We start from the raw sequence: 21,435 nt of genomic DNA on the forward strand, positions 1-21,435 counted from the left end.
GCTCAGGCGAATTGCGCAAGGTTCATGCCCAGCGCATACTCTTCCTGATCGTTTTCAATCTCCGGCCACGTCATGCGGCGTCCCGTCTCGGCTGACTTTCTCGCCATCATGCAACTGCGGGCACTCTGGACGCCGATCGAGATCTGGTTATGAAACTTACCGGAGGTAATGCTCTCGATAAAGCCGCGGTCCTTCATGGCATCTGCCTGTGCCAGGTTGTCGTTGAAGGCGCCATCGGCGGCAAACTTGCCTTTGGCCGGAGCCTCGCTTCCGGCCCAGACCCATGGGTTATTCCCCACGATCCGTAGTGGTCCGGAGTACGGAGCTTCGGCGATGCCTTCGCTGCCGAAGAAACGCTCCGCTACATCGAAGAAGTGATTCACATTGAACTGTGTGGAGGAGAAAGTAAGTTCCACATCGCCGGGATAAGTGAAGAGCACTTCGTAGTTATCCGAAGTATTGCCGAAGTTCTGTACCACCTTACGACTGCGGCGTGCGATCGCGCTCTCCGGGTGAGCACCCATCATCCAGTTACATACATCGATGACATGGATATTTTGCTCCAGAAGAATATCTCCAGAGAGCGTCCGGTCCCACAGCCAGTTTCTCAATCGCTTTTCATTCGCAGACATGCCTGTCCGTTCCGGATAAGAGGCCGCGGGTGCGTTGTAGTACGCGGCGATGCTGGCGACCTTTCCAATCTGACCTGCCTGAACGCGACGCACAATCTCCACAAACGGCGGAGCGGAACGAATTTGAAAACCTACGTCCACACTTAGCTTTCCATCGATACGCTTGGCGATCTCCAGCGCGCGACGCGTCTGCGGAACGTCCACTCCCATCGGTTTCTCGCAGTAGGCATGTTTTCCGCCTGCGGTCACCCCGTCGAGATGCTCTACGTGGAAAAAAGGCGGCGTGGAGATCTGCGCCGCATCCACTTCATTCGAGGCAGCCAGTGCCTTGTACGCATCGGGCCCATGAAACATGTTCTTCGGATCGATCGGCGGCAGACCCAGAGAGGCATTCACTGCGTCGAAGTGGACCTTGGCTTTTGCCAGTTGATCGGGAAATATATCCGCCAGCGCCACTACGTGCGCGCCAGCATTCTTCGCGAACGAGGTCGCAACCGATGTACCGCGACCACCGCATCCCAGAAGGCCCCATCGCACGGTAGAGTTTGCTGCATAACCGAAGGCCGTCTTCGGCTTCAAGATCATCAGCCCCGAAACACCAGCGGCACTTTGAATAAAGTTACGTCGATTCATCAGTCTGTCCCCCCAAACGGCAAATTAGCTGTGGAGCACCTGGGCCAGGATGCGCTCAAGATAGAGCTTCTCCTCGCGTACATCTGCGATCTGCTGCGGGCCGGAAGTCTCGCGCTCAATGGTGACCGCGCCTTTGTAACCGAGCTTATGAAGACTGGTGAGGACCTTCGTGAAATCTACTTTGCCTTTACCGATCAGGACCTCTTCGCCCAGTTCGGAGGGATTCGTCGGCCAGTTCCCGTCCTTCATGTGCGTCGCCTGGATATGCGGCCCAAGTATCTCGATCGCATCCACGGGATTGGCTTTGCCGTAGAGAATGAGGTTTGCCGTATCCAGCCCAACTCCCAGGTTGTGCCGATCCACGTCTTTGATGGCGCGCAGCATCGTCGTCGGTGTCTCCTGCCCGGTCTCCATCAGGAAGCTCTGTCCATTTCCGGCGCAGTGCTCTGCGAGGGAACGGATCGCAAGAACCGCTTCTTCGTAGAGAGGATCTTTGGGATCTTCCGGAATGAAGCCGCAGTGCGTCTGAATGCGTTTGATTCCCACCCGATACGCAAAATCGGAGGTCTGTTTCAGGGCGTCGATGCGTGCAGGGCGCGTCGCGCGCGGCACAACGCCAATGGTCGCGGGGCCTTCGGTAAAGTTCCACTTCAGTGGCGGAGGTCCAACGACCTCGGCTGTCGTAGCAATCAGTTCGTACTTATCGAACAGCCCGCGCATGGTGGTCGCAAGTTCAGGGGTGAATTTGCCGAGGTAAGAATCCAGGGAGAGAAAACACGTCTTGAAGCCAAGCTCTTTCACCATCGCGATCTTCTTTTCGGCGTCGGGAAAAGGCTTGATGAGAAGGCCCATCGCCATGGGAGCGTGTTCCGGCATTGGCTTCGGATTAGCTTCCCCAAAGGCAGACGCTCCTGCATGGACCATCGCGAGCGCGGCGGCGCTTTGCGCGGAAAACTTCAGAAATCCGCGTCTTCCTCGATCGTAAGAGGCACAATCTGCATCCCGGTTCGCCATTTTATTCACCATCCTTACAAAATAATGATCAGTGAAAATGCGGTTTCTCTGCGATTCGCGCCTAAAGCCTGCTAAGTTGATTTGGTTGCTGAAGCATAGGGCAGCACCGGATTGCCGTCAAGAACAAAGAGTGTCCGCTATCGGACAGAAGCGCATTTCGCTGTGTTTGCCATAAAAGAGGAGAGAACATTGGAGCAAGGAACTTCCCGCTCGGCCCGAAGTGCTGTCATTGCTGCGCTTTTGCGACACGGCAACCTGTCTCGCTCAGAACTGGCCGTCCTTACCGAACTCAGTCGTGCGTCGATCACGGATGTCACGCAGCAACTTCTCGCCCAAGGCCTGCTCCTGGAACTGCCGGTCCTGCAGCTTGAAACGCGTCGTGGGCGACCTGCGATCCTGCTGTCTCTACATGCCGCGCACGCCTGCTTCGTCGGCATCAACATCGCGGACACCGCAACGGCCATCGTGCTCACGGACATGCAGGGACGCATCCTGGCGCGCCAGGCCATGCCTCCCTACAAGACGCCAGAGGAACTCGTCGCCGCTGTGCGCAAGGGCTACCAACAGTTATTGCGCGCCAGCAGCATCCCGCGAACGCGTGTGCAGGGAGTTGGTCTCACCGTCACCGGCATCGTCGACCATAAAGAAGGGATCTGCCGCTACTCGGCCGCCCTGGATTGGCGTGATGTGCCGATCTCCAAAATGATCGGAAAGGCTATGCACTTGCCCGCGTGGATGGATAACGACGCGAAGGCGGTCGCCGTCGGGGAAAAATTTTTCGGGCGCGCGCGGGAATATATGCACTTCACCAGTGTCGTACTGGGTAGGACCATCGGAGCGGCCCACTCCATGAACGGGACACTCTATCGCGGGCAGGATGGAGGCGCAGGGGAGATCGCGCATATTACGGTCGATCCCAACGGCGTGCTCTGCCGATGCGGTCGCAACGGCTGCCTCGACACCATCTCCGGCGGTGCCGCTCTGCAGCTAACGGCGAGGGAGCTTGGGCTCAAGGTGAACAGCATGCGCGATCTGGAGTCGCTCGCCATGCACGGAAACACCGTTGCCACGCGGCTGCTGCGGCATGCCGGAAAAGTCCTCGGATCGGTCATCGCCTCCCTGATCCAGATTAACAACCCACAGTGCATTCTCTTCACCGATATGGAAGGCTTTGGCAACGGTGTCTTTCGCACGGCGACCAGGCAGGCCATCGAAAACGGCATTCTGCCGCGCTTTCTCGCCGGAACGGAGATCCTTTTCAACGAAGTCGAGGCAGACTTCCTCCCTCGCAGCGCCGCCTCCATCGCAGCGTTTGAATATCTGCGCACGATTCGATGAGTTGTGCGCCCTTACCTCTTCAATGAACCGCAAGGCTGGCGCGAATCATCCAATTCCCGGTATCTCTTTGCGGGAGTAACATCAACAGTATGGCCATTATCACCAAGCCAGTCACGAGGCAGGCCTCCAAGCCGGACAGTTTCGAGCGCACACTCCGATCTGCGAATACGACCATGCTCTTCTCGGAGACGCTGCGTCTCGCGATCGACAGCTTCCGCGCCAGTAAGGTCCGCTTCCTGCTCACGATGGTGGGCATGATTATCGGTTCAGCTTCGATCATCCTGGTCGTGACTATCGGTCTCACCGGCAAACAATATGCTCTCGATCTGCTCTCTTCCATCGGTCCCAACATGGTCGAGATGCAGTATGTCGGCGGCGCCCTCTCCGGGCCCAACAATACTTCTTCACCTGACTTCATGACGAAAGATGACGAAGCTGCTGTCGATGCGCAGATTGCCGGTATCAAGGCCTCTTCGCCCATGCTGGAGTATCACCAGCCCGTCAGCATCGGGAACGGCGTCAGTAAAGAAGCCATGATGCTCGGCGTATCACCGCAGTACAAGGATGTGCGCAACCTTGCCGTCATTGCTGGACGATTCTTTGACGATCAGGACGACAGAAGCCACTCCAAGGTGGGCGTTCTCGTAGAGCCTTTTGCCCGCACCCTCTTCGGTTCCATCAATGAAGCCGTCGGCAAAAAAGTCACGATCCAAGGCATACCGATTACCGTTATCGGCGTTTTTAAGCCGCGCGTAGATACATTCGGGCAATCTGAAATCGGCGACGAGACCATGCTGGTTCCATATCCTGTGCTTCGGTACTTTACCGGCACAGATCAGGTGAAGGAGATTTTTTTCACCATGAAAGACGCGGGCGATGTCCCCCGCGCTGCGAACCAGATCCTCGCGCTTATCAAGTCGCGTCACCGTCCCGCGACCGTCTACAAGTACATGACCATGACGCCTATCCTCAAAACGATGGCGCAGATAGCGAACATGCTTACGGTCGTGCTCTCGCTCGCGGCGTTCATCACATTGATTGTCAGTGGCACGGGCATCATGAACAGCATGCTCGCCAATGTGCAGGCGCGTATTCGTGAGATCGGTATTCGCAAGGCCCTGGGCGCAACCGCTCGCGAGATCCGCCTGCAGTTTCTTACAGAAGCCGTATCCCTCTCGCTGAGTGGGGGCATCGTCGGAACGCTGCTCGGTCTTGCAATCCCGATCAGCGTCAACCTTCTGACACCGTTTAAGATTCCCATCAGTTACTGGGCGGCAGTGATCGCGCTGTCCACCAGCGTGCTCGTTGGTGTGATCTTTGGAACTCTGCCGGCCAACCGTGCTGCGGCGCTGGATCCCGTAGAGACCCTGAAATACGAATAACGCAATTACATCGGTAGAGCGAGGTGCTCCATCTCAGCCTGCATGCACTCCAGAGAGCAGTTCCGAAATTCCATACGTGCGACTGCTGTCCGCGCATCGCCGGAAGAGACGCCATAACCGCGCCCAGCAATAAACGTAGAGACCAACTCTGCTGCTTGCCATGAATCCAGACCCGCTTGGAGCAGTTCATTGCGAAGGTCTGTCAGGTCATGTAGAGCGAATTTATTGATCGATTCTGATTCCATAATGACCTCCTTCGGATAAGTTCAGTTCCCAATTAGACGTCAACCATCCCCCCGGGTTGCAATTCCCTTCCGTTACCATTGGGGCATAGGAGTCACACGAATGGTTTTGGATGGAGTCGCGATCGCTGCCGAGATTAAGGCAGAAGTGAAGAAGGAAGTAGAAGCCCTCGCAGCGAAAGGAATCAAGCCAGGCCTGGCTGTAATCCTTGTAGGCGAGGATCCTGCATCGCAGATTTATGTGCGGAGCAAGGTTAAAACCTGCGGAGAACTGGGTATTGCGAGCACCATGATCACGCCGGATGCGTCAATTTCGACCGAGGAACTGCTAAAAATTGTTGACGGACTCAATGCCGATGATGAGGTTGACGGCATCCTCATCCAACTTCCGCTGCCCAAACAGGTCGACACCAAGCGTCTCCTCGAAGCGGTTCGTCCTGAGAAAGATGTAGACGGATTCCATCCCATCAACGTCGGTCGTCTGCAGACGGGCAAAGGTGGCCTCGCTCCCTGCACGCCCGCCGGCATCATCGAAATCCTCAAACGCACCAAGCTTCCCATCGCCGGACAGCATGCTGTTGTTGTAGGTCGCAGCGACATCGTGGGAAAGCCCGCCGCCATGATGCTTCTCAACGAGAGCGCCACCGTCACCGTCTGCCATTCGAAGACGAAGGACCTTGCAGCCGAAACCCTGCGCGCGGACATCCTCGTCGCCGCTATCGGTCGTCCTGGCTTTATCACCGAAGAAATGGTCAAACCCGGCGCTGTTCTGATCGATGTAGGCATCAATCGCATGGAAGACGCTGCGGACGTGGAACTCTACTTCCCCGGCAACACGGCACGCGCAGAAGGCTTCGCCAAGCGGGGCTACACCGTCATCGGGGACATCGATCCCCGCGCCTTCGCCAAAGCCTCTGCTTACACTCCCGTCCCGGGCGGCGTCGGTGCGCTCACCATCGCCATGCTCATGCAGAACACTCTCACCGCTGCGCGTGCGCGCCGCGCCCTCGCATAAGCATGCTTCTCGTCGGTATTACCGGAGGGCCCGGCAGCGGAAAATCCACCGCTGCCGGGTTCTTTCGTGAGCTTGGCGCACACGTCACCTCTTCGGACGAAACGGCGCGTGCCCTCATGCAGCCGGGCGAAACCGTCTACGCAGAGATCGTTCGCGCCTTTGGAAGCTCCGTCGTCGCCCCAGATGGCAAGCTGGACCGCTCGGCACTCGGCAGGCTCGCTTTCTCTGAAGGACGTCTCCAGGAGCTAGAGCAACTCGTGCATCCCGCTGTCCTTGCAGCCGAAAAGGCGTGGGCAGAGAGGCTTCCTTCAGATTCCATCGGCATGGTTGAGGCGGCCATCTTTTTCGAGCGCCTCCTTCCGCCAGGGATCGACCGTTCATCGCCGTCCCCTGAAGTCCTGCAATCCGTCGCAAAACAAGTGCATCAGCGTTTCCATCGTGTCGTCCTCGTAACTGCTCCGGATGAGCAGAAAATTGAGCGCTTTGCCCGCCGAATGCTGTCCTCGCACGCCGATTCTTCGGAATCTGCCGCACGCGCGGACGCTGCTCGCCGCCTCGCCCTGCAGATCCCCGATGCCGTCAAAGCACCTTATTGCGACGAGATCCTGCCGAACGATTCCACCCCTGAAGTCCTCCGCACGCGCGTCCACGCCCTCTGGCAGAAGCTTCAATCCTGACTGATTCCGCGATAACCCGGCTTCCATAGAGGAAGACCGGTGCAGTATCGTTGAGGGGACGCCGTTTTGCGGCAAAAGTCGGAAGTAAAGGTGTTGCGCATGAAGTCTCGACGGGTCCTCCTCGTCCTCCTCTTTGTCTTCGGGTTCTACTACCTCACCACGCATATGTGGCACACAGGATCCGTCTCCGCTTTGGTCGGCCGCATCGCGCCCAACCTCGCCAGCACGACCGCGAATGCACCTCTGGGGGCCTTCGAACTCACCGAGGCCCACGCGCAGCCCGCCTACGACACAGAAGAGCAGAACAACATCGCCGTCTACAAGCGCGTCCTTCCCAGTGTGGTCAACATTACCTCCACGGCGGTCGCCTTCGACTTCTTCTACGGTGCGGTTCCGCAGCAGGGACAGGGATCGGGCTTCGTCCTCGATAAACAGGGCCTCATCCTCACGAACAACCACGTGATCGAAAACGCCCAGCGCGTTGAGGTCCAGCTCTGGGACAAGCATAAGTACAAGGCCCAGATCGTCAACGTGGACAAGGCCCACGACCTTGCACTCTTGAAGATCAATGCTCCCAATCTTGTCCCGGTAGAACTCGCCAGTTCCAGCGGCCTGCAGGTTGGCCAGAAGGTCTTCGCCATCGGCAATCCCTTCGGCCTCTCGGGAACGATGACCCGCGGCATCATCTCCGCCATCCGCTCGGTTCGTGGTCCTGCTGGTGGAGGCATTGAAGATGCCATCCAGACCGACGCCGCCATCAACCCCGGAAACTCCGGCGGCCCGCTCATGAACTCGCGCGGTCAGGTCATCGGCATCAACACCATGATCGCCTCCAATAATGGAGTCGATCAGAGCGCAGGCATAGGCTTCGCGATCCCCATGAACACCGCCCGCGCCGTGCTCGACGACATCGCAAAGTACGGCCATGTGCGCCGTCCGACGCTCGCCTTCCTCCCCCTTGAGATCGGACCTGACCTCGCCGATCAGATCGGCCTTCCCAGCGACTACGGCCTTCTGGTCCAGCGCGTCTATCCTGGGGGAGCCGCAGAGATTGCTGGCCTCAAAGGTGGTACGCAGAAGGCATATCTCGGCAATACCCCGGTCATGCTCGGCGGGGATCTTATCGTTGCCATCAACGGCACCGAAGTCACAAGCATGCAGGACGTCTCCAGCGTGATGAACTCGCACAAAGCCGGAGACACGGTGACCGTGACCGTCTTCCGCGCGAAAAAGCGCATGGAGATCAAGGTCACGCTCACCGATGCGAAGGACCAGCAGACGACTGTTTAGGAAGGCGTGCTTAGGAGCGGGCTATGTAGCGTCGTCCCTCGACGGTATAAGCGCCGCTCAGCACGCGCCGCAATGCCTCGGGATAGGCAGCATGCTCTTCGTGCAGGATCCGCTCCGCCAGCGTCTCGGCTGTGTCGGTATCTTCCACGGCCACGGCACGCTGCAGCACGATCACGCCGTGATCCACTTCCTCATCCACAAAGTGGACGGTGCAACCGGCGATCTTCGCACCGTACTCGAAGGCCTGCTGCTGCGCATGCGTTCCGGGGAAGCTAGGCAACAGCGAAGGATGAATGTTCAAGATTCGATTCTGGAACGCGCGGATAAACTGCGGCGTCAAGATGCGCATATATCCTGCAAGGCAGACGAGATCGACCTCGTGCTCCAGCAGGGTAGCGATCATCTTTGCCTCATGCTCTTCGCGCGGAATGCCTTTGCCCGAGATGGCTATTGCTTCGATGCCCCGTTCGCGGGCAATCGCAAGTCCACCCGCATCTGGGAGGTTCGACAAGACCACAGCAATCGAACACCCTTCAAGCGAACCGTCCGCAATCGCATCCGCAATGGCGACAAAGTTCGATCCACGTCCCGACAACAATACGCCCAGCTTCATACGTAGTTGACTCGACGGACGCCCTTGGCGACGCGACCGATCACATGGAAGCGTTCATTGGCGCGGTTCAGAATCGCCTTCGCCTTCTTCACCTGCTCCGCTGGAACCACGACGATCATGCCGATGCCCATGTTGAAGGTGCGCATCATCTCGTCCTGCTCCACATTGCCAAGCTCTTGCAGATGCTGGAAGAGCGGGGGAATCTCCCACGAGTTCATCTCCACCTGGGCGCAGAGGCCCTTGGGCAGGATGCGCGGGAAGTTCTCCGTAATGCCACCGCCGGTGATATGTGCCATGCCACTCACAACCCCGCCCGCGGTAAGCTTCCGCAGCACGCTCAGATAGCTGCGATGAGTCTGCATCAGGGCGTTGCCGACCTTGTCCTTGAGCGCCGTAACATAGAGATCCGGGTTGTAGCCAGCCACCTCGAAGAGCAGCTTGCGCGCCAGCGAGTAACCATTGGTATGCAGCCCCGTCGAAGGCAGGCCGAAGAGCATATCGCCCGCCTGAATCGCGCTTCCTGTGATGATGCGATCCCGGTTCACAACGCCGATGATCGTACCCGCAAGATCGTACTCGCCATCCGCATAGAAGCCCGGCATCTGCGCCGTCTCGCCGCCGATCAGAGCGCAACCATTCGCGCGGCAGGCATCTGCAATGCCTGTCACGATCTTTTCGATGACCAGAGGGTCAATCTTTCCCGTCGCCAGGTAGTCGAGGAAGAAGAGCGGATCCGCGCCTTGTACTGCGATGTCGTTCACGCAGTGGTTCACGAGATCGGCGCCGACGGTGTGATGCACGCCCAGCGTGAAGGCCACTTTGAGCTTCGTTCCCACGCCATCGGCGGAAGACACGAGCACGGGGTCGGGATACTTCGCCAGATCCAGCTTGAACAGGCCGCCGAAGCCGCCGATTTCGCTGAGGACATTTTTGTTGAAGGTCTTGCGCGCAAGATGCTTGATGCGCTGCTTGGTCGCATCGCCCGAGTCGATATCGACACCGGCGTCTGCGTAACTCACGCCAGTGCGCGCGGTCTTCTCGGCAGGCTTGCCTGCTTTGGATGTTGCCGTGGCGGCGGAGGGTGATGTGGGCTTCTGGCTCAAGTGCAATCGTCCTAAGTTTGGATTCGGCCGGTGGCAGAGCTTTGAGTCTATCAGCGTAGACGCGGTGGATCCTTGCACGCCCCGATATGCACACTCCTATACTTGTGCCATGGCTCTCTCGTTCACACACTCGCGCGCCCTCCAGAAACGCGCCGAATCCCTGATCCCCGGCGGCGTGGATTCGCCCGTACGCGCCTTCCGCTCCGTCGGCGGTGATCCGCCTTTTGTTGCCAGTGCGCAAGGCGCTTATCTCTACGACGCGGACGGGAATCGCTTCCTCGACTACTTCGGGTCGTGGGGACCGATGATCCTCGGCCACGCTCACCCCGCTGTGATCGATGCCGTACAGAAGGCCGCCGCCAACGGCACCAGCTTCGGTGCCTCCACGGCAGCAGAGGCAGAGCTCGCCAGCCTTGTTGTGCAGGCGGTTCCCAGCATCGAAATGCTCCGCTTCGTCTCGTCGGGAACGGAGGCGGTCATGTCCGCGATCCGTCTAGCCCGCGCCTTTACAGGCCGGAAGTTCATCCTCAAGTTCGAAGGGTGCTATCACGGCCACTCCGATGCCTTGCTGGTCAAGGCAGGTTCCGGCGTCGCCACGTTGGGCATTCCCGGCTCCGCAGGTGTTCCCGAGGAGACCGTCCAGTTCACGCTGGCGTTGCCCTTCAACGATGTCTCGGCGGTGGAAGAAGCCTTCCGCCTGCATCAGGGGAAGATCGCCTGCATCATCGTCGAACCTGTCGTCGGGAACGCCGGAACCATCCTTCCCGCTCCGGGATATCTGGAAGCCCTGCGTGCGATCACCGAACGCGAAGGCGCTTTGCTGATCTTCGACGAGGTGATGACCGGCTTCCGTCTCTCCCTTGGCGGAGCTCAGGAAATCTTCCACATCAAGCCGGATCTCACCACGCTGGGCAAGATCATCGGCGGCGGCCTGCCCGTCGGTGCCTTCGGTGGACGCCAAGAGATCATGCAGATGCTCGCGCCGCTCGGTCCTGTCTACCAGGCAGGAACGCTCAGCGGCAACCCGCTCGCCATGGCCGCAGGAATCGCTACCGTCTCGCATCTCATCGCGGAACGAGCCACGATCTATCCGCAACTCGCTGAAACTACGCGCCAGATCGCGGTGGGTGTCGCGAAGGAGGCCAAGGCTGCGGGCGTGCCCATGTCAGTGAACTGGATGGGATCGATGGTCACCTGGTTCTTTACCGAGACGAATGTGACGGACTTTGACACGGCTTCGACGAGCGACATGGCCCGTTTTGGGAAGTTCCACCGCGCCATGCTGGAGCGCGGCATCTGGCTGCCACCCAGCCAGTACGAAGCCGCCTTCGTCAGCGCATCGCATGGCGAAGCGGAGGTCGATTTCACGATCTCAGCCGCACGCGAGGTATTCGCGAATCTGCTCTAAACGAAGAGCTTAAACGATGAAGGCCGCGATCGCTCGCAGCCTTCATCGTTTCTGAAAAAGAATCTACTTCTTAGCTTTTGCGAAACGCTTGTTGATCTCTTCCCAGTTCACGGTGTTCCACCATGCTGCGAGATACTCAGGGCGCTTGTTCTGGTATTTGAGGTAGTAGGCGTGCTCCCAGACATCGTTGCCGAGGATCGGATACAGACCCTGCGAAAGGGGTGAATCCTGGTTGGGTGTGGTCAGGATCGTCAGCTTGCCGCCCTTAAAGACCAGCCAGCCCCAGCCCGCGCCGAACTGCTTCGCCGTGGTCTCGTTGAAGGTCTTCTTGAAAGTCTCAAAGTCGCCAAAGTCGGCCTTGATCTGCTCTGCGATGTCGCCCGTCGGTACGCCGCCGCCATTGGGCTTCATGATCTCCCAGAACATGGTGTGGTTGACATGACCGCCGCCGTTGTTGCGGACGACCGTGCGAACGTCTTCTGGCACGGCATCCAGGTTGCTGATGAGCTCTTCGGCGGTCTTCGCGCCGAGTTCGGTGTGTTTTTCCACTGCGCCGTTCAGATTGGTGACGTAGGTGGCATGGTGCTTGTCATGGTGCAGCTTCATCGTTGCTTCATCGATGTGCGGCTCAAGCGCCGTGTACTCATAGGGAAGAACCGGAAGTTCGAAGGCCACTGTCTTTCTCCTGTAAATCAAATCTCTGCCATCAGTATGCACCTCGGCGCTTACCTCGGGCGATATGGGGTTCGATGCGGAAAGCATAAGCCGCGATGCGGCCACTTTGTCGGATCGAAGCAAAGTTTTTCCCAAATACGGCTTGTGCCGTAAAGTGCGTTCTAATGGGAGGACGATGAATGCTCTTACGACGGCATACCGGTGGCTGAACGACGACGGTCCCGCCTTTGGTGCTCCCGGCCTCGAACCACGGTGGACTTCCAGTAAAAAAGACGCCGTCTGTACGGCGTATGCAGCCTCCAGCCGCGTTTGGTTTACGGTCTCGCATGGCACGTTGAATGAGATCTACTATCCCACCATTGATCGTCCGCAGACCCGCGATATGGAGCTCATCTTTACCGACGGAGAGACCTTCGTCCACGAAGAAAAGCGCGACTACGAGTTCGACTTCCACTACATCGATCCCGACGCCCTCGCCGTGCGCGTCGTCGCCAACGATCTGCAGGGTCGTTACACGATTACCAAGGAATTCATCACCGATCCGCATCATCCCGTCGTCCTGGTTCACGTCAAGGTCGAGGGCGAAGAAGAAGTCCTCTCGCGCCTGAAGTGTTATGCCCTTCTCGCACCGCATCTCGATGGAGGCGGTGCAGGGAACTCGGCCCGCTCCGTGGAAGTCGCCGGGCAGAGAGCCATTCTCGCCTGGAAGAACGGCACGGCGCTGGCCATGGGCGTCAGTACCGGTTTCACAAGAACTTCATGCGGTTACGTCGGTTCTTCCGATGGTTACCAGGATCTAATCCAGAACATGCGCATGGACTGGGAGTTCGGCCAGGCGCTCGACGGCAATCTTGCTCTGACGGGCGAAATCGACATCAGCCGCAACCGAGAATTCACACTCGCCATCGCCATGGGAGAAGGCTTTCATTCGGCCCTTGCTGGGATGATGCAATCCCTCTCCACACCCTATGAGCTTCAGCTCAAGCGTTTCATCGAGCAGTGGCACCGCGCGGCTTCGCCGGAGCGTCTGGCGGAGGCTTCGACTGATGGTGGACGCCTGATGCGCATTAGCCACAACACGATCCTGGCGCATGAAGACAAAACCTACTCCGGAGCCTTCATCGCGTCCGCCTCCATCCCCTGGGGCAACGCGAAGGGCGACGACGATCTCGGTGGATACCATCTCGTCTGGACGCGCGACATGATCCAGTCCGCCACGGCAATGCTTGCCTGCGGGCGCGTGGACACAGCACGCAGGGCGCTCGTCTATCTCGCCTGTACGCAGCGGCCAGACGGCAGTTTTGCGCAGAATTTTTGGATCGACGGAACACCCTACTGGACCGGCATTCAGCTCGACGAAGTGGCCTTCCCCATCATGCTGGCCTGGCGCCTCTGGAAGGTCGATGGGTTAGGCGAATTCGATGTCTTTCCTTTTGTGGAAAATGCGGCAGCGTTCCTTGTGCACTTTGCACCGGTAACGCAGCAGGAGCGATGGGAAGAGACCTCCGGTTACTCTCCCTCGACCCTCGCCACGGTGATTGCAGCGCTGGTTTGTGCCGCAGATATCGCCCGCGCGCACCACTCTCCGGAACTGGCTGAGTTCTTGTTGATTTACTCGGACTGGATCGAAGCCCATCTGGACGAATGGACGACCACGAACGATGGATGCCTCCATCCCGACGTGAAACGGCACTATATGCGCGTCCGTCCGCCGTCGCCGGGCGAGCCGTTCTATCACCCCGAAGCGGGCGAAGGTCGCCTGAATATCGCCAATCGCGCTCCGGGAGAGAAGTACAACTTTGAAGCCCGCGAGATCATCGACGGCGGCTTTCTGGAACTTGTCCGTTACGGTATCCGCCGCGCCGACGATCCCCTCATCATCGACAGCCTGAAGGTGGTCGATCACGTTCTGAAGATCGATACCCCCTACGGCCCCTGCTGGCGTCGTTACAACCATGACGGCTATGGACAGCAGAAGGACGGCGAACCTTTCATCCATTACGGACAGGGACGCGCATGGCCGATTTTGACAGGGGAGCGCGCCCACTACGAGATGGCGGCGGGAAATGACATCAAGCCCCTGATCACCGCCCTCGAGCGCTTTTCTTCCTTTGGCGGCATGCTGCCGGAGCAGATCTGGGATTATGCTGATCTCCCCGAGGAGGGCCTGTATTTCGGCCGTTCTGCCGGATCGGCGCAGCCCCTTGTCTGGGCGCATGCGGAATACATCAAGCTCCTTCGGTCGGCGGTCGACGGCAAGGTCTTCGACCGCATCTCGGTGGTGGAAGATCGTTACTGCAAGAAAGCCGAAGACCGTACCTTCAAGAGTGAAGTCGAGTTTTTCCAGGTTTCACGCCCGGTAGCGCGGCTTTCGAGCCAGAAACGGCTGCAGGTTTTAGATAAGAATCGGTTTCAGGTCATGTGGACATCAGATGGCTGGAAGACGAAGAACACCACCGATGCACGGCTGCTGGGGTATCCGGGTTTCTCCGCGGAGATTCCAGCCCAGGCAGCGGGATCGCAGATAGAATTCACGCTTTTCTGGCCTTTGGAAGCTCGCTGGTTAGGCAAAAATTACTTTGTGGCGGTAACCTCGTGACGCAGGGGTACGACGATCCAAACTCCGCTGCGCTTGTACACTAAAACCAATATTGAATCTTGAAACCACGGCGTTCCCGCCGAGAGGACACATGAGCGATCTGGATCAGCTTTCTATCAATACACTCCGCCTTCTGGCGGTTGACGGAATCGAAAAGGCGGCAAACGGACATCCCGGAGCCCCGCTGGCGCTTTCGCCCCTTGCCTACCTGCTGTATCAGAAGCACATGAAGCACGATCCATCCGACCACAAATGGGCGGACCGCGATCGCTTCGTCCTCTCGAACGGACATGCTTCCATGCTGCAGTACGGCGCGCTGCACCTCTCGGGCTACGACGTCTCGCTCGAAGACCTGAAGCTCTTCCGCCAATGGCACTCCAAGGCCCCCGGACATCCGGAATACGGCTTCACCCCCGGCGTTGAAGTGACCACGGGACCCCTCGGACAAGGCTTCGCCATGGCCGTCGGTCTGGCGATTGCAGAAAAGCATCTCGGCGCGCTGTATAACCAGCCAGGCCAGGCAATCGTCGATCACTACACCTACGTGATGTGTGGCGATGGCGATCTGATGGAAGGCGTCTCGCATGAGGCTGCCTCGCTCGCCGGAACGCTTGGTCTCGGCAAACTCATCGTCTTCTACGACGACAATCTCATCTCGCTCGACGGTCCGACAGAGCTCTCCTACACGGAAGATGTCGACAAGCGCTTCGACGCCTATCACTGGCACACGCAGTTTGTGAAGGACGGCAACGACCTTCAGGCACTGGAAGTCGCCATTGTAGAAGCGAAGAAGGTCACCGACAAGCCTTCCATGATCCGTGTGCGCACCATCATCGGCTACGGCTCGCCGCACGCAGGAACGAACAAGGTGCACGGCGAAGCGCTGGGTGCGGAGAACACCAAGAAGACCAAGGAGTTCTTCGGCTTCGATCCCGAAAAGAGTTTTGTCGTTCCCGAAGAGGCAGGCAAGCACTGGCTTGAAGCAAAGTCGCGCGGCCAGAAGGCGCACAAGGAATGGGATGAGAAGTTTGCGGCTTACAAGCAGGCTCATCCCGATCTCGCTGCGGAGTTTGAGCGTCGTGTCTCGCATGAGCTTCCCAAGGATTGGGCGAAGGACATCAAGCCCTTCCCGACCGAAAAGGCCATTGCGACGCGCAATGCAGGACAGGTTGTCCTGCAGGCCATCGGCAAGAACCTTCCGGACCTCATCGGCGGCGCAGCCGATCTGACCAGCTCCACGAAGACCATCTTCAAGGACTCGCCCAGCTTCCACGTCGATCCGAAGGGCAAGAACATCTTCTTCGGCGTACGCGAGTTCGGTATGTGCGCGGCGGTCAACGGCATGGCCGCTCATGGCGGCATCATTCCGTTCGGTTCCACGTTCTTCACCTTCTCCGACTACTGCCGTTCGGCGATGCGTATGGCCGCTCTCATGAGCACGCATTCGCTCTTCGTCTTCACGCATGACTCCATCGGTCTTGGCGCTGACGGCCCCACGCATCAGCCGATCGAGCACCTGATGAGCCTGCGCGCCATTCCTCAGCTCACAGACTTCCGCCCGGCGGATGCGAACGAGACAGCAGCCTGCTGGCAGCTCGCGATCGAGCGGCCCTCGGCCTGCTTCATGGCGCTCAGCCGCCAGGACCTGCCAGTTCTCGATGCCGACAAGTACAAGGTCTTCGAGAAGGTGAAGAAGGGTGCCTACGTCCTCGAAGGCGAAGGCAATACCGATCTCATCCTCGTCGCTACGGGTTCGGAAGTCTCGCTTGCATTGAAGGCCCTTCCGGAGCTGGAGAAGGCTGGTATCAAGACCAAGGTCGTCTCCATGCCTTCGTTCCGCATCTTCAAGGAGCAGGATGAGGCGTACCGCTTGTCTATCTTCCCGCATGGCGTGCCGAAGATCTCCATCGAAGCGGGCGCAACCGAAGGCTGGTGGGAGTTCATCGGCCGCGACGGTATCGCCATCGGCGTGGACACCTTCGGAGCCTCTGCCCCAGGGCCGGAAGTGCTGGAGAAGTACGGCTTCAGTGTCGCGAACATCCTCGACAAGGCCAAGCAGGTCATCAAGAAGTAAGGCACAAGCAAGTCAAGGGGCTGGCGCAGAATATTCGCGCCAGCTCCACGCCCTCGAACCCATGGACAAATATCTCAACGACGAAGACGCGGTGTATGAAGAGGCCCCGAGGCGGGAGCGCGACAGTAACACCTCGCTTCAACCTCAGTACGAAGACACGCAGCTTCCCGAACGCGAATACGAAGACTCCTGAGTTCCAAAGGATTTGAAGCGCATGAAGATTGCTATTGCCTCGGACCATGCCGGTTTTCCCTTGAAGGAAGAGATCCGGCAGTACGTCGCGAAGCTTGGTCATGAAGTACAGGATCTGGGAGCGTATAACGCGGAACCTTCGGACTATCCGGATTTCGCGAAAAAGGTAGGGAAGTCGCTGATGGCAGGAACCGCGGAGCGAGGCATCCTGATCTGCGGCTCCGGTGTTGGCGTCTGTGTTGCAGCCAACAAGATGCCCGGTGTTCGTGCGGGCATGTGTCATGACACCTACTCCGCGCATCAGGGTGTCGAACACGATCAGATGAATGTGCTCGTGATGGGTGCGCGCATCATCGGAACTGCACTCGCCGAAGAGTGTACGCTCGCGTATCTCAATGCTAAGTTCATCGCGACAGAAGAACGTTTCGTCCGCCGCTTGAACAAGGTCTTCGCCATCGAAAAGCTCTACATGCCCCAGGCTTCAGGAAATTAAATATGCCAGCACACGGAAAAAATCGCGTTTGGTTCATCACCGGAGCTTCCACTGGCTTCGGGCGTTTGCTTACGGAAGAACTTCTTCGCCGTGGAGACCGTGTGGTTGCCACGGCACGCAAGCAGGAGGTAGTCGCTGACTTGCAAACACAGCACGCGGAGCAGGTGCTCGCGCTCGCGCTGGACGTCACCAAGCCGGAGCAGATCGCTGCGGGTGTAGATGCGGCGATTGCGCGCTTTGGGCGCATCGATGTGCTCGTCAACAATGCCGGATATGGCGTCACAGGCGCGGTCGAAGAGGTTGCGGAAGAAGAGTTTCTTCCCATGTTTGAGACCAACATCCTTGGCCTCATCCGCATGACCAAGGCTGTGGTTCCGCACCTGCGCAAGCAACGCTCCGGCCATATCCTCAATCTTTCTTCCATCGGCGGCCTGATCGCTTCGCCGGGTGTGACTTACTACAACATCTCCAAGTTTGCCGTCGAAGGTTTTACCGAAGGTCTGGCCGGAGAGATGGAGCCGCTCGGTGTCAGCGTGACGGCCATTGAGCCCGGTCCCTTCCGCACAGAGTTTCTGGGACGCTCCAAGACCGTGGCTTCGCACCAGATTGCCGATTATGCGGAGTCTGCGGGCAAATCGCGCGAGTACTTTGAAACGCAGTCTGGCAAGCAGCTGGGCGATCCGCAGAAGGCGATTGAAGCCATGATCGCCGTGGTGGACTCGCCCAATCCGCCGCGAAATCTGTTGCTTGGACGTTCGGCCTACGAGCGTTTCCGCGGGCGTCTGGCAGCATGGGACAAGAACCTGACGGAGTGGGAAGCCACGACGTTGGGCGCGGATTTTCCTCAGGAGACGAAATAGGCTCCATGGCGAAGAACAAGACCATCTTCTGGGATATCGGTGGAGTCATCCTCTCCAATGGATGGGACCGAAATCAGCGCGCTCGCGGCTTGGCCCGGCTTGGCGTTGACCTGGAAGAGTACGAAGCGCGACACGAAGAGGCGAACTATACGTGGGAGCGCGGTCTTTCTACGGACGTGGAGTACTTCAACAAGACCATCTTCTTCAAGCCGCGCAGCTTCACGCTCGAAGATGTCTGGTCGGCCGTTCGCGACGAGCAGACGCTCCTTTACCCAGGAAGCATCGAAATTCTCAACAAGCTCAACGCCACGGGAAAGTATCGCCAGGCCACGTTGAACAACGAATCGCGTGAGCTCAACGCCTATCGTCTCGACGCGTTCGACCTGCGCCGACGCTTCGATTTCTTCATCTGCTCGGGATATGTCCACGAGATGAAACCAGCGGCGAGCATCTATCAGCAAGCCATCGATACCTCAGGCAATCTGCCCGGGGAAACCTATTTCATCGACGATAAGAAGGAAAATGCGGATGCTGCCACGGCTCTCGGCATGCACGGCATTCACTTCCAGTCGCCGGAACAGTTGCAACAGCAGCTCGCACAGCTTGGCATCGAATTCTAGAAAGCGAAAGAGGACGACTCACATGGAACTTGGAATCATTGGTCTTGGAAAAATGGGCGGCAATATGGCGGAGCGTCTTCGCCTCGCCGGACACAAGGTAGTAGGCTTCGACTTCAACAAAGATGCCACGGCAAAGCTCACCACCGATGGTGGCTTGGGCGTGAACTCGCTCGAAGAGCTCTGTAAGAACCTGCAGGCTCCCCGCGCGATCTGGATCATGGTTCCCGATGGCAAGCCGGTGGATGACACCATTGCTGGTCTGAAGCCTTTCATGCAGAAGGGCGACATCTTCATCGACGGCGGCAACTCGAACTATAAGGAGTCGCAGCGCCGCTACGCCGAGTTGAAGCCGGAAGGTTTCAACTTCGTCGACGTTGGTACCTCCGGCGGCGTCTGGGGCCTGAAAGAGGGCTACTCCATGATGATCGGTGGAGACGAGGATGTCATCGAAAGCCTCCGTCCCATCTTCGAGACGCTGGCACCCGGCAAGGATGAGGGTTGGGGACGCACCGGACCTTCCGGGGCTGGCCACTTCGTCAAGATGGTGCACAACGGCATCGAGTACGGCATGATGCAGTCCTACGCGGAAGGCTTCAGCATCATGAAGGCCAAGACGCCGCTGGCGCTCAACCTGCCGCAGATCGCGAAGATCTGGCAGAAGGGCTCTGTCGTCCGCTCCTGGCTGTTGGACCTCACCGCGGAGGCCCTGGAGCACAACCCAGAGCTCGACGGCCTGCAGGCCTACGTAACCGACTCAGGCGAGGGCCGCTGGACGGTCTTCGAAGCCATTGACCTCAACGTCTCCGCGCCCATCATCACCGAATCGCTCATCCGCCGTCTGCGTTCGCGCGAGGACAACAACTACACTGACCGTATGCTTTCCGTCATGCGGAATGCCTTTGGTGGCCACTCCATGAAGAAGAAGTAACCACCCTCCCGTCGGCGGGCGGCGAAGTTTCTCTCCATCCTTCGCCGCCCGAGCGCATCCGATAGAAGTGCAAGAAATTTGAAGTAAGGAAGAATCATGTCGACCACTGAGATCAAAACATCTCCGGAGCAGGTAGAGGCCGGAAAAGGTACAGAGCGTAAGCCTGAGCCCTGCGTTGTCGTCATCTTCGGCGCCTCCGGCGATCTAACCAAGCGCAAGCTCCTCCCGGCGCTCTACCATCTCGAGCAGCAGAGCCTGCTTCCCGAAGAGTTCGTCGTTGTGGGCGTCGCCCGCCGCGATCTCTCCAAGACCTTCGCGCCAGATATGCAGGACGGTATCGTCAAGGGCGGCGGCGTGGATGAGAAGGAAGAGAAGCTCTCCAAGTTCATTGAGCGCGTGAAGTACTTCGCCACCGAGTTCGATAACGACGAAGGCTTCGAGAAGCTCAAAGCGTTTCTCGCCGACCTCGATAAAGAGTTCGGCACCAAGGGCAATCGCCTCTTCTATCTCGCCGTTGCTCCCGAGTTCTTCGCCGATATCACGCATCGCCTCGGCGACCACGGCATGACCACGGGCGAAAACGGTGCATGGGTCCGCGTCATCATCGAAAAGCCCTTCGGCACCGATCTCGAGAGCGCCAAGAAGCTCAACACGGAGATCAACAAGGTCCTGCACGAGGACCAGATCTTCCGCATCGACCATTACCTGGGCAAGGAGACGGTGCAGAACATCCTCGTCTTCCGCTTCGGCAATGGCATCTTTGAGCCCGTCTGGAACCGCAACTACATCGACAGTGTGCAGATCACCGCGGCTGAGAGCATCGGCATCGAAGGTCGCGGACCGTTCTACGAACAGGCCGGCGCGCTGCGCGATGTTCTGCAGAACCATGTGATGGAAGTACTCTCCTTCGTTGCGATGGAACCACCAGATTCGTTCGAGTCGGCGGCCGTACGCGTCGAGAAGCTGAAGGTCTGGCAGGCCATCGAGCAGATCCCGGTGGAAGATACAGCACGCGGCCAATACGGTCCGGGCAAAGTCGATGGTCAGGATGTCATTGGCTATCGCCAGGAAGATCGCGTCAATCCGGAGTCGCAGACAGAGACCTTCGCAGCGATGAAGCTCGAGATCGAAAACTGGCGTTGGGCTGGCGTTCCGTTCTACATCCGCGCCGCCAAGCGTCTTGAGCGCCGCGTCACGGAGGTCACCATCGTCTTCAAGCAGCCGCCCCTCCACATCTTCAAATCAGCGAAGAATACGGCATCCGTCGAGCCGAATGTCCTCACCATGCGCATCCAGCCGGACGAGGGCATCAAGCTGCAGTTCGGAGCGAAGATCCCTGGCCCGACGACGAACATTGCGCAGGTGCAGATGGAGTTCTCCTACGCTGACGCCTTCGGTAAGTCGTCCGCCAACGGCTACGAGCGTCTCCTGCTCGACGCCATGCTCGGCGACGGAACGCTCTTTGCAGAGCGCGACGGCGTGGAAGCGACCTGGGCATTGATGACACCGATCCTTGAAGCCTGGAAGGCACAGAAGGTTAACTTCCCCAACTATGAAGCCGGTTCCTGGGGACCGAAGGAAGCCGATGACCTTCTTGCAAAAGACGGTCGCGCCTGGCGTGTCTCCTAACCTGTAATCTCAGAGCGC

At 58.5% G+C, this 21,435-nt stretch carries 19 protein-coding genes; 13 read left to right on the plus strand and 6 right to left on the minus strand.

From position 1 onward, the window contains the following. Positions 1 to 2 precede the first annotated feature (2 nt). Both ACIPR4_RS02460 and ACIPR4_RS02465 read right to left on the minus strand, forming a co-directional pair. Entirely contained in the window at positions 3 to 1,265 is a 1,263-nt protein-coding gene (locus ACIPR4_RS02460; RefSeq protein WP_013567064.1) for a Gfo/Idh/MocA family protein, read from the minus strand. Between the two features lie 24 nt (positions 1,266 to 1,289). Further along, positions 1,290 to 2,279, minus strand: a complete 990-nt coding sequence (locus tag ACIPR4_RS02465) for a sugar phosphate isomerase/epimerase family protein (protein WP_013567065.1) — start codon at positions 2,277 to 2,279, stop codon at positions 1,290 to 1,292. Between the two features lie 189 nt (positions 2,280 to 2,468). On the opposite strand from ACIPR4_RS02465, the gene ACIPR4_RS02470 reads away from it, so the two are divergent. Together ACIPR4_RS02470 and ACIPR4_RS02475 are read left to right on the plus strand one after the other, a co-directional pair. Beyond that, positions 2,469 to 3,617, plus strand: coding sequence for an ROK family protein (locus ACIPR4_RS02470; protein ID WP_013567066.1), 1,149 nt, complete (start codon positions 2,469 to 2,471; stop codon positions 3,615 to 3,617). A gap of 89 nt (positions 3,618 to 3,706) precedes the next feature. Beyond that, on the plus strand, positions 3,707 to 4,999 hold the full coding sequence (locus ACIPR4_RS02475; RefSeq protein ID WP_013567067.1) for an ABC transporter permease: 1,293 nt from the start codon (positions 3,707 to 3,709) through the stop codon (positions 4,997 to 4,999). Positions 5,000 to 5,004: 5 nt separating this feature from the next. Here ACIPR4_RS02475 and ACIPR4_RS02480 read toward each other — a convergent pair whose 3' ends face one another. Continuing rightward, positions 5,005 to 5,244 (minus strand): hypothetical protein, encoded by a 240-nt coding sequence (locus ACIPR4_RS02480; protein WP_013567068.1) that lies wholly within the window; start codon positions 5,242 to 5,244, stop codon positions 5,005 to 5,007. A 100-nt stretch (positions 5,245 to 5,344) separates the two neighbouring features. Here ACIPR4_RS02480 and ACIPR4_RS02485 point away from each other — a divergent pair, with 100 nt between their 5' ends. The 3 genes from ACIPR4_RS02485 (at position 5,345) to ACIPR4_RS02495 (ending at position 8,223) form a co-directional block, all read left to right on the plus strand. Beyond that, complete coding sequence (locus ACIPR4_RS02485) at positions 5,345 to 6,256, plus strand: bifunctional 5,10-methylenetetrahydrofolate dehydrogenase/5,10-methenyltetrahydrofolate cyclohydrolase (protein WP_013567069.1); 912 nt, start codon at positions 5,345 to 5,347, stop codon at positions 6,254 to 6,256. 2 nt (positions 6,257 to 6,258) lie between these two features. Further along, positions 6,259 to 6,933, plus strand: a complete 675-nt coding sequence (coaE, locus tag ACIPR4_RS02490; RefSeq protein WP_013567070.1) for a dephospho-CoA kinase — start codon at positions 6,259 to 6,261, stop codon at positions 6,931 to 6,933. A gap of 99 nt (positions 6,934 to 7,032) precedes the next feature. Then, positions 7,033 to 8,223, plus strand: coding sequence for a S1C family serine protease (locus ACIPR4_RS02495; protein WP_041585891.1), 1,191 nt, complete (start codon positions 7,033 to 7,035; stop codon positions 8,221 to 8,223). Between the two features lie 10 nt (positions 8,224 to 8,233). Here ACIPR4_RS02495 and purN read toward each other — a convergent pair whose 3' ends face one another. Both purN and purM read right to left on the minus strand, forming a co-directional pair. Next, positions 8,234 to 8,836: a phosphoribosylglycinamide formyltransferase gene (purN, locus tag ACIPR4_RS02500; protein ID WP_013567072.1), complete on the minus strand. Its 603-nt coding sequence runs from the start codon at positions 8,834 to 8,836 to the stop codon at positions 8,234 to 8,236. Next, entirely contained in the window at positions 8,833 to 9,939 is a 1,107-nt protein-coding gene (purM, locus tag ACIPR4_RS02505; RefSeq protein WP_013567073.1) for a phosphoribosylformylglycinamidine cyclo-ligase, read from the minus strand. The genes purN and purM overlap by 4 nt, the downstream gene beginning before the upstream one ends. A 109-nt stretch (positions 9,940 to 10,048) precedes the next feature. Between purM and hemL the strand changes: the two genes are divergently transcribed. Continuing rightward, entirely contained in the window at positions 10,049 to 11,347 is a 1,299-nt protein-coding gene (gene hemL, locus ACIPR4_RS02510) for a glutamate-1-semialdehyde 2,1-aminomutase (protein ID WP_013567074.1), read from the plus strand. 63 nt (positions 11,348 to 11,410) lie between these two features. Here the strand turns inward: hemL and ACIPR4_RS02515 are convergent, their stop codons facing one another. Continuing rightward, complete coding sequence (locus ACIPR4_RS02515; protein WP_013567075.1) at positions 11,411 to 12,022, minus strand: superoxide dismutase; 612 nt, start codon at positions 12,020 to 12,022, stop codon at positions 11,411 to 11,413. A gap of 175 nt (positions 12,023 to 12,197) precedes the next feature. On the opposite strand from ACIPR4_RS02515, the gene ACIPR4_RS02520 reads away from it, so the two are divergent. From ACIPR4_RS02520 to zwf, 7 genes are all read left to right on the plus strand, one after another. Next, positions 12,198 to 14,621: a glycoside hydrolase family 15 protein gene (locus ACIPR4_RS02520; RefSeq protein ID WP_013567076.1), complete on the plus strand. Its 2,424-nt coding sequence runs from the start codon at positions 12,198 to 12,200 to the stop codon at positions 14,619 to 14,621. 91 nt (positions 14,622 to 14,712) lie between these two features. Then, positions 14,713 to 16,695, plus strand: coding sequence for a transketolase (tkt, locus tag ACIPR4_RS02525; RefSeq protein ID WP_013567077.1), 1,983 nt, complete (start codon positions 14,713 to 14,715; stop codon positions 16,693 to 16,695). 214 nt (positions 16,696 to 16,909) lie between these two features. After that, positions 16,910 to 17,380, plus strand: coding sequence for a ribose 5-phosphate isomerase B (rpiB, locus tag ACIPR4_RS02530; protein ID WP_013567079.1), 471 nt, complete (start codon positions 16,910 to 16,912; stop codon positions 17,378 to 17,380). Between the two features lie 2 nt (positions 17,381 to 17,382). Next, positions 17,383 to 18,240: an oxidoreductase gene (locus tag ACIPR4_RS02535; RefSeq protein WP_013567080.1), complete on the plus strand. Its 858-nt coding sequence runs from the start codon at positions 17,383 to 17,385 to the stop codon at positions 18,238 to 18,240. 5 nt (positions 18,241 to 18,245) lie between these two features. Next, positions 18,246 to 18,860 (plus strand): HAD-IA family hydrolase, encoded by a 615-nt coding sequence (locus ACIPR4_RS02540; protein ID WP_013567081.1) that lies wholly within the window; start codon positions 18,246 to 18,248, stop codon positions 18,858 to 18,860. Positions 18,861 to 18,882: 22 nt separating this feature from the next. Continuing rightward, entirely contained in the window at positions 18,883 to 19,788 is a 906-nt protein-coding gene (gene gnd / locus ACIPR4_RS02545) for a phosphogluconate dehydrogenase (NAD(+)-dependent, decarboxylating) (protein WP_013567082.1), read from the plus strand. 96 nt (positions 19,789 to 19,884) lie between these two features. After that, complete coding sequence (gene zwf / locus ACIPR4_RS02550) at positions 19,885 to 21,417, plus strand: glucose-6-phosphate dehydrogenase (RefSeq protein WP_013567083.1); 1,533 nt, start codon at positions 19,885 to 19,887, stop codon at positions 21,415 to 21,417. Positions 21,418 to 21,435: the final 18 nt, after the last annotated feature.

This window comes from Terriglobus saanensis SP1PR4 (assembly GCF_000179915.2).
GTDB classification, from domain to species: domain Bacteria; phylum Acidobacteriota; class Terriglobia; order Terriglobales; family Acidobacteriaceae; genus Terriglobus; species Terriglobus saanensis.

Coding starts and splice junctions, on each gene's coding strand:
- gnd (WP_013567082.1), top strand. CDS start 18,883: ATGGAACTTGGAATCATTGGTCTTGGAAAAATGGGCGGCAATATGGCG.
- tkt (WP_013567077.1), top strand. CDS start 14,713: ATGAGCGATCTGGATCAGCTTTCTATCAATACACTCCGCCTTCTGGCG.
- ACIPR4_RS02485 (WP_013567069.1), top strand. CDS start 5,345: ATGGTTTTGGATGGAGTCGCGATCGCTGCCGAGATTAAGGCAGAAGTG.
- ACIPR4_RS02475 (WP_013567067.1), top strand. CDS start 3,707: ATGGCCATTATCACCAAGCCAGTCACGAGGCAGGCCTCCAAGCCGGAC.
- zwf (WP_013567083.1), top strand. CDS start 19,885: ATGTCGACCACTGAGATCAAAACATCTCCGGAGCAGGTAGAGGCCGGA.
- ACIPR4_RS02460 (WP_013567064.1), bottom strand. CDS start 1,265: ATGAATCGACGTAACTTTATTCAAAGTGCCGCTGGTGTTTCGGGGCTG.
- coaE (WP_013567070.1), top strand. CDS start 6,259: ATGCTTCTCGTCGGTATTACCGGAGGGCCCGGCAGCGGAAAATCCACC.
- ACIPR4_RS02495 (WP_041585891.1), top strand. CDS start 7,033: ATGAAGTCTCGACGGGTCCTCCTCGTCCTCCTCTTTGTCTTCGGGTTC.
- purN (WP_013567072.1), bottom strand. CDS start 8,836: ATGAAGCTGGGCGTATTGTTGTCGGGACGTGGATCGAACTTTGTCGCC.
- rpiB (WP_013567079.1), top strand. CDS start 16,910: ATGAAGATTGCTATTGCCTCGGACCATGCCGGTTTTCCCTTGAAGGAA.
- ACIPR4_RS02520 (WP_013567076.1), top strand. CDS start 12,198: ATGAATGCTCTTACGACGGCATACCGGTGGCTGAACGACGACGGTCCC.
- ACIPR4_RS02465 (WP_013567065.1), bottom strand. CDS start 2,279: ATGGCGAACCGGGATGCAGATTGTGCCTCTTACGATCGAGGAAGACGC.
- ACIPR4_RS02535 (WP_013567080.1), top strand. CDS start 17,383: ATGCCAGCACACGGAAAAAATCGCGTTTGGTTCATCACCGGAGCTTCC.
- ACIPR4_RS02480 (WP_013567068.1), bottom strand. CDS start 5,244: ATGGAATCAGAATCGATCAATAAATTCGCTCTACATGACCTGACAGAC.
- ACIPR4_RS02540 (WP_013567081.1), top strand. CDS start 18,246: ATGGCGAAGAACAAGACCATCTTCTGGGATATCGGTGGAGTCATCCTC.
- hemL (WP_013567074.1), top strand. CDS start 10,049: ATGGCTCTCTCGTTCACACACTCGCGCGCCCTCCAGAAACGCGCCGAA.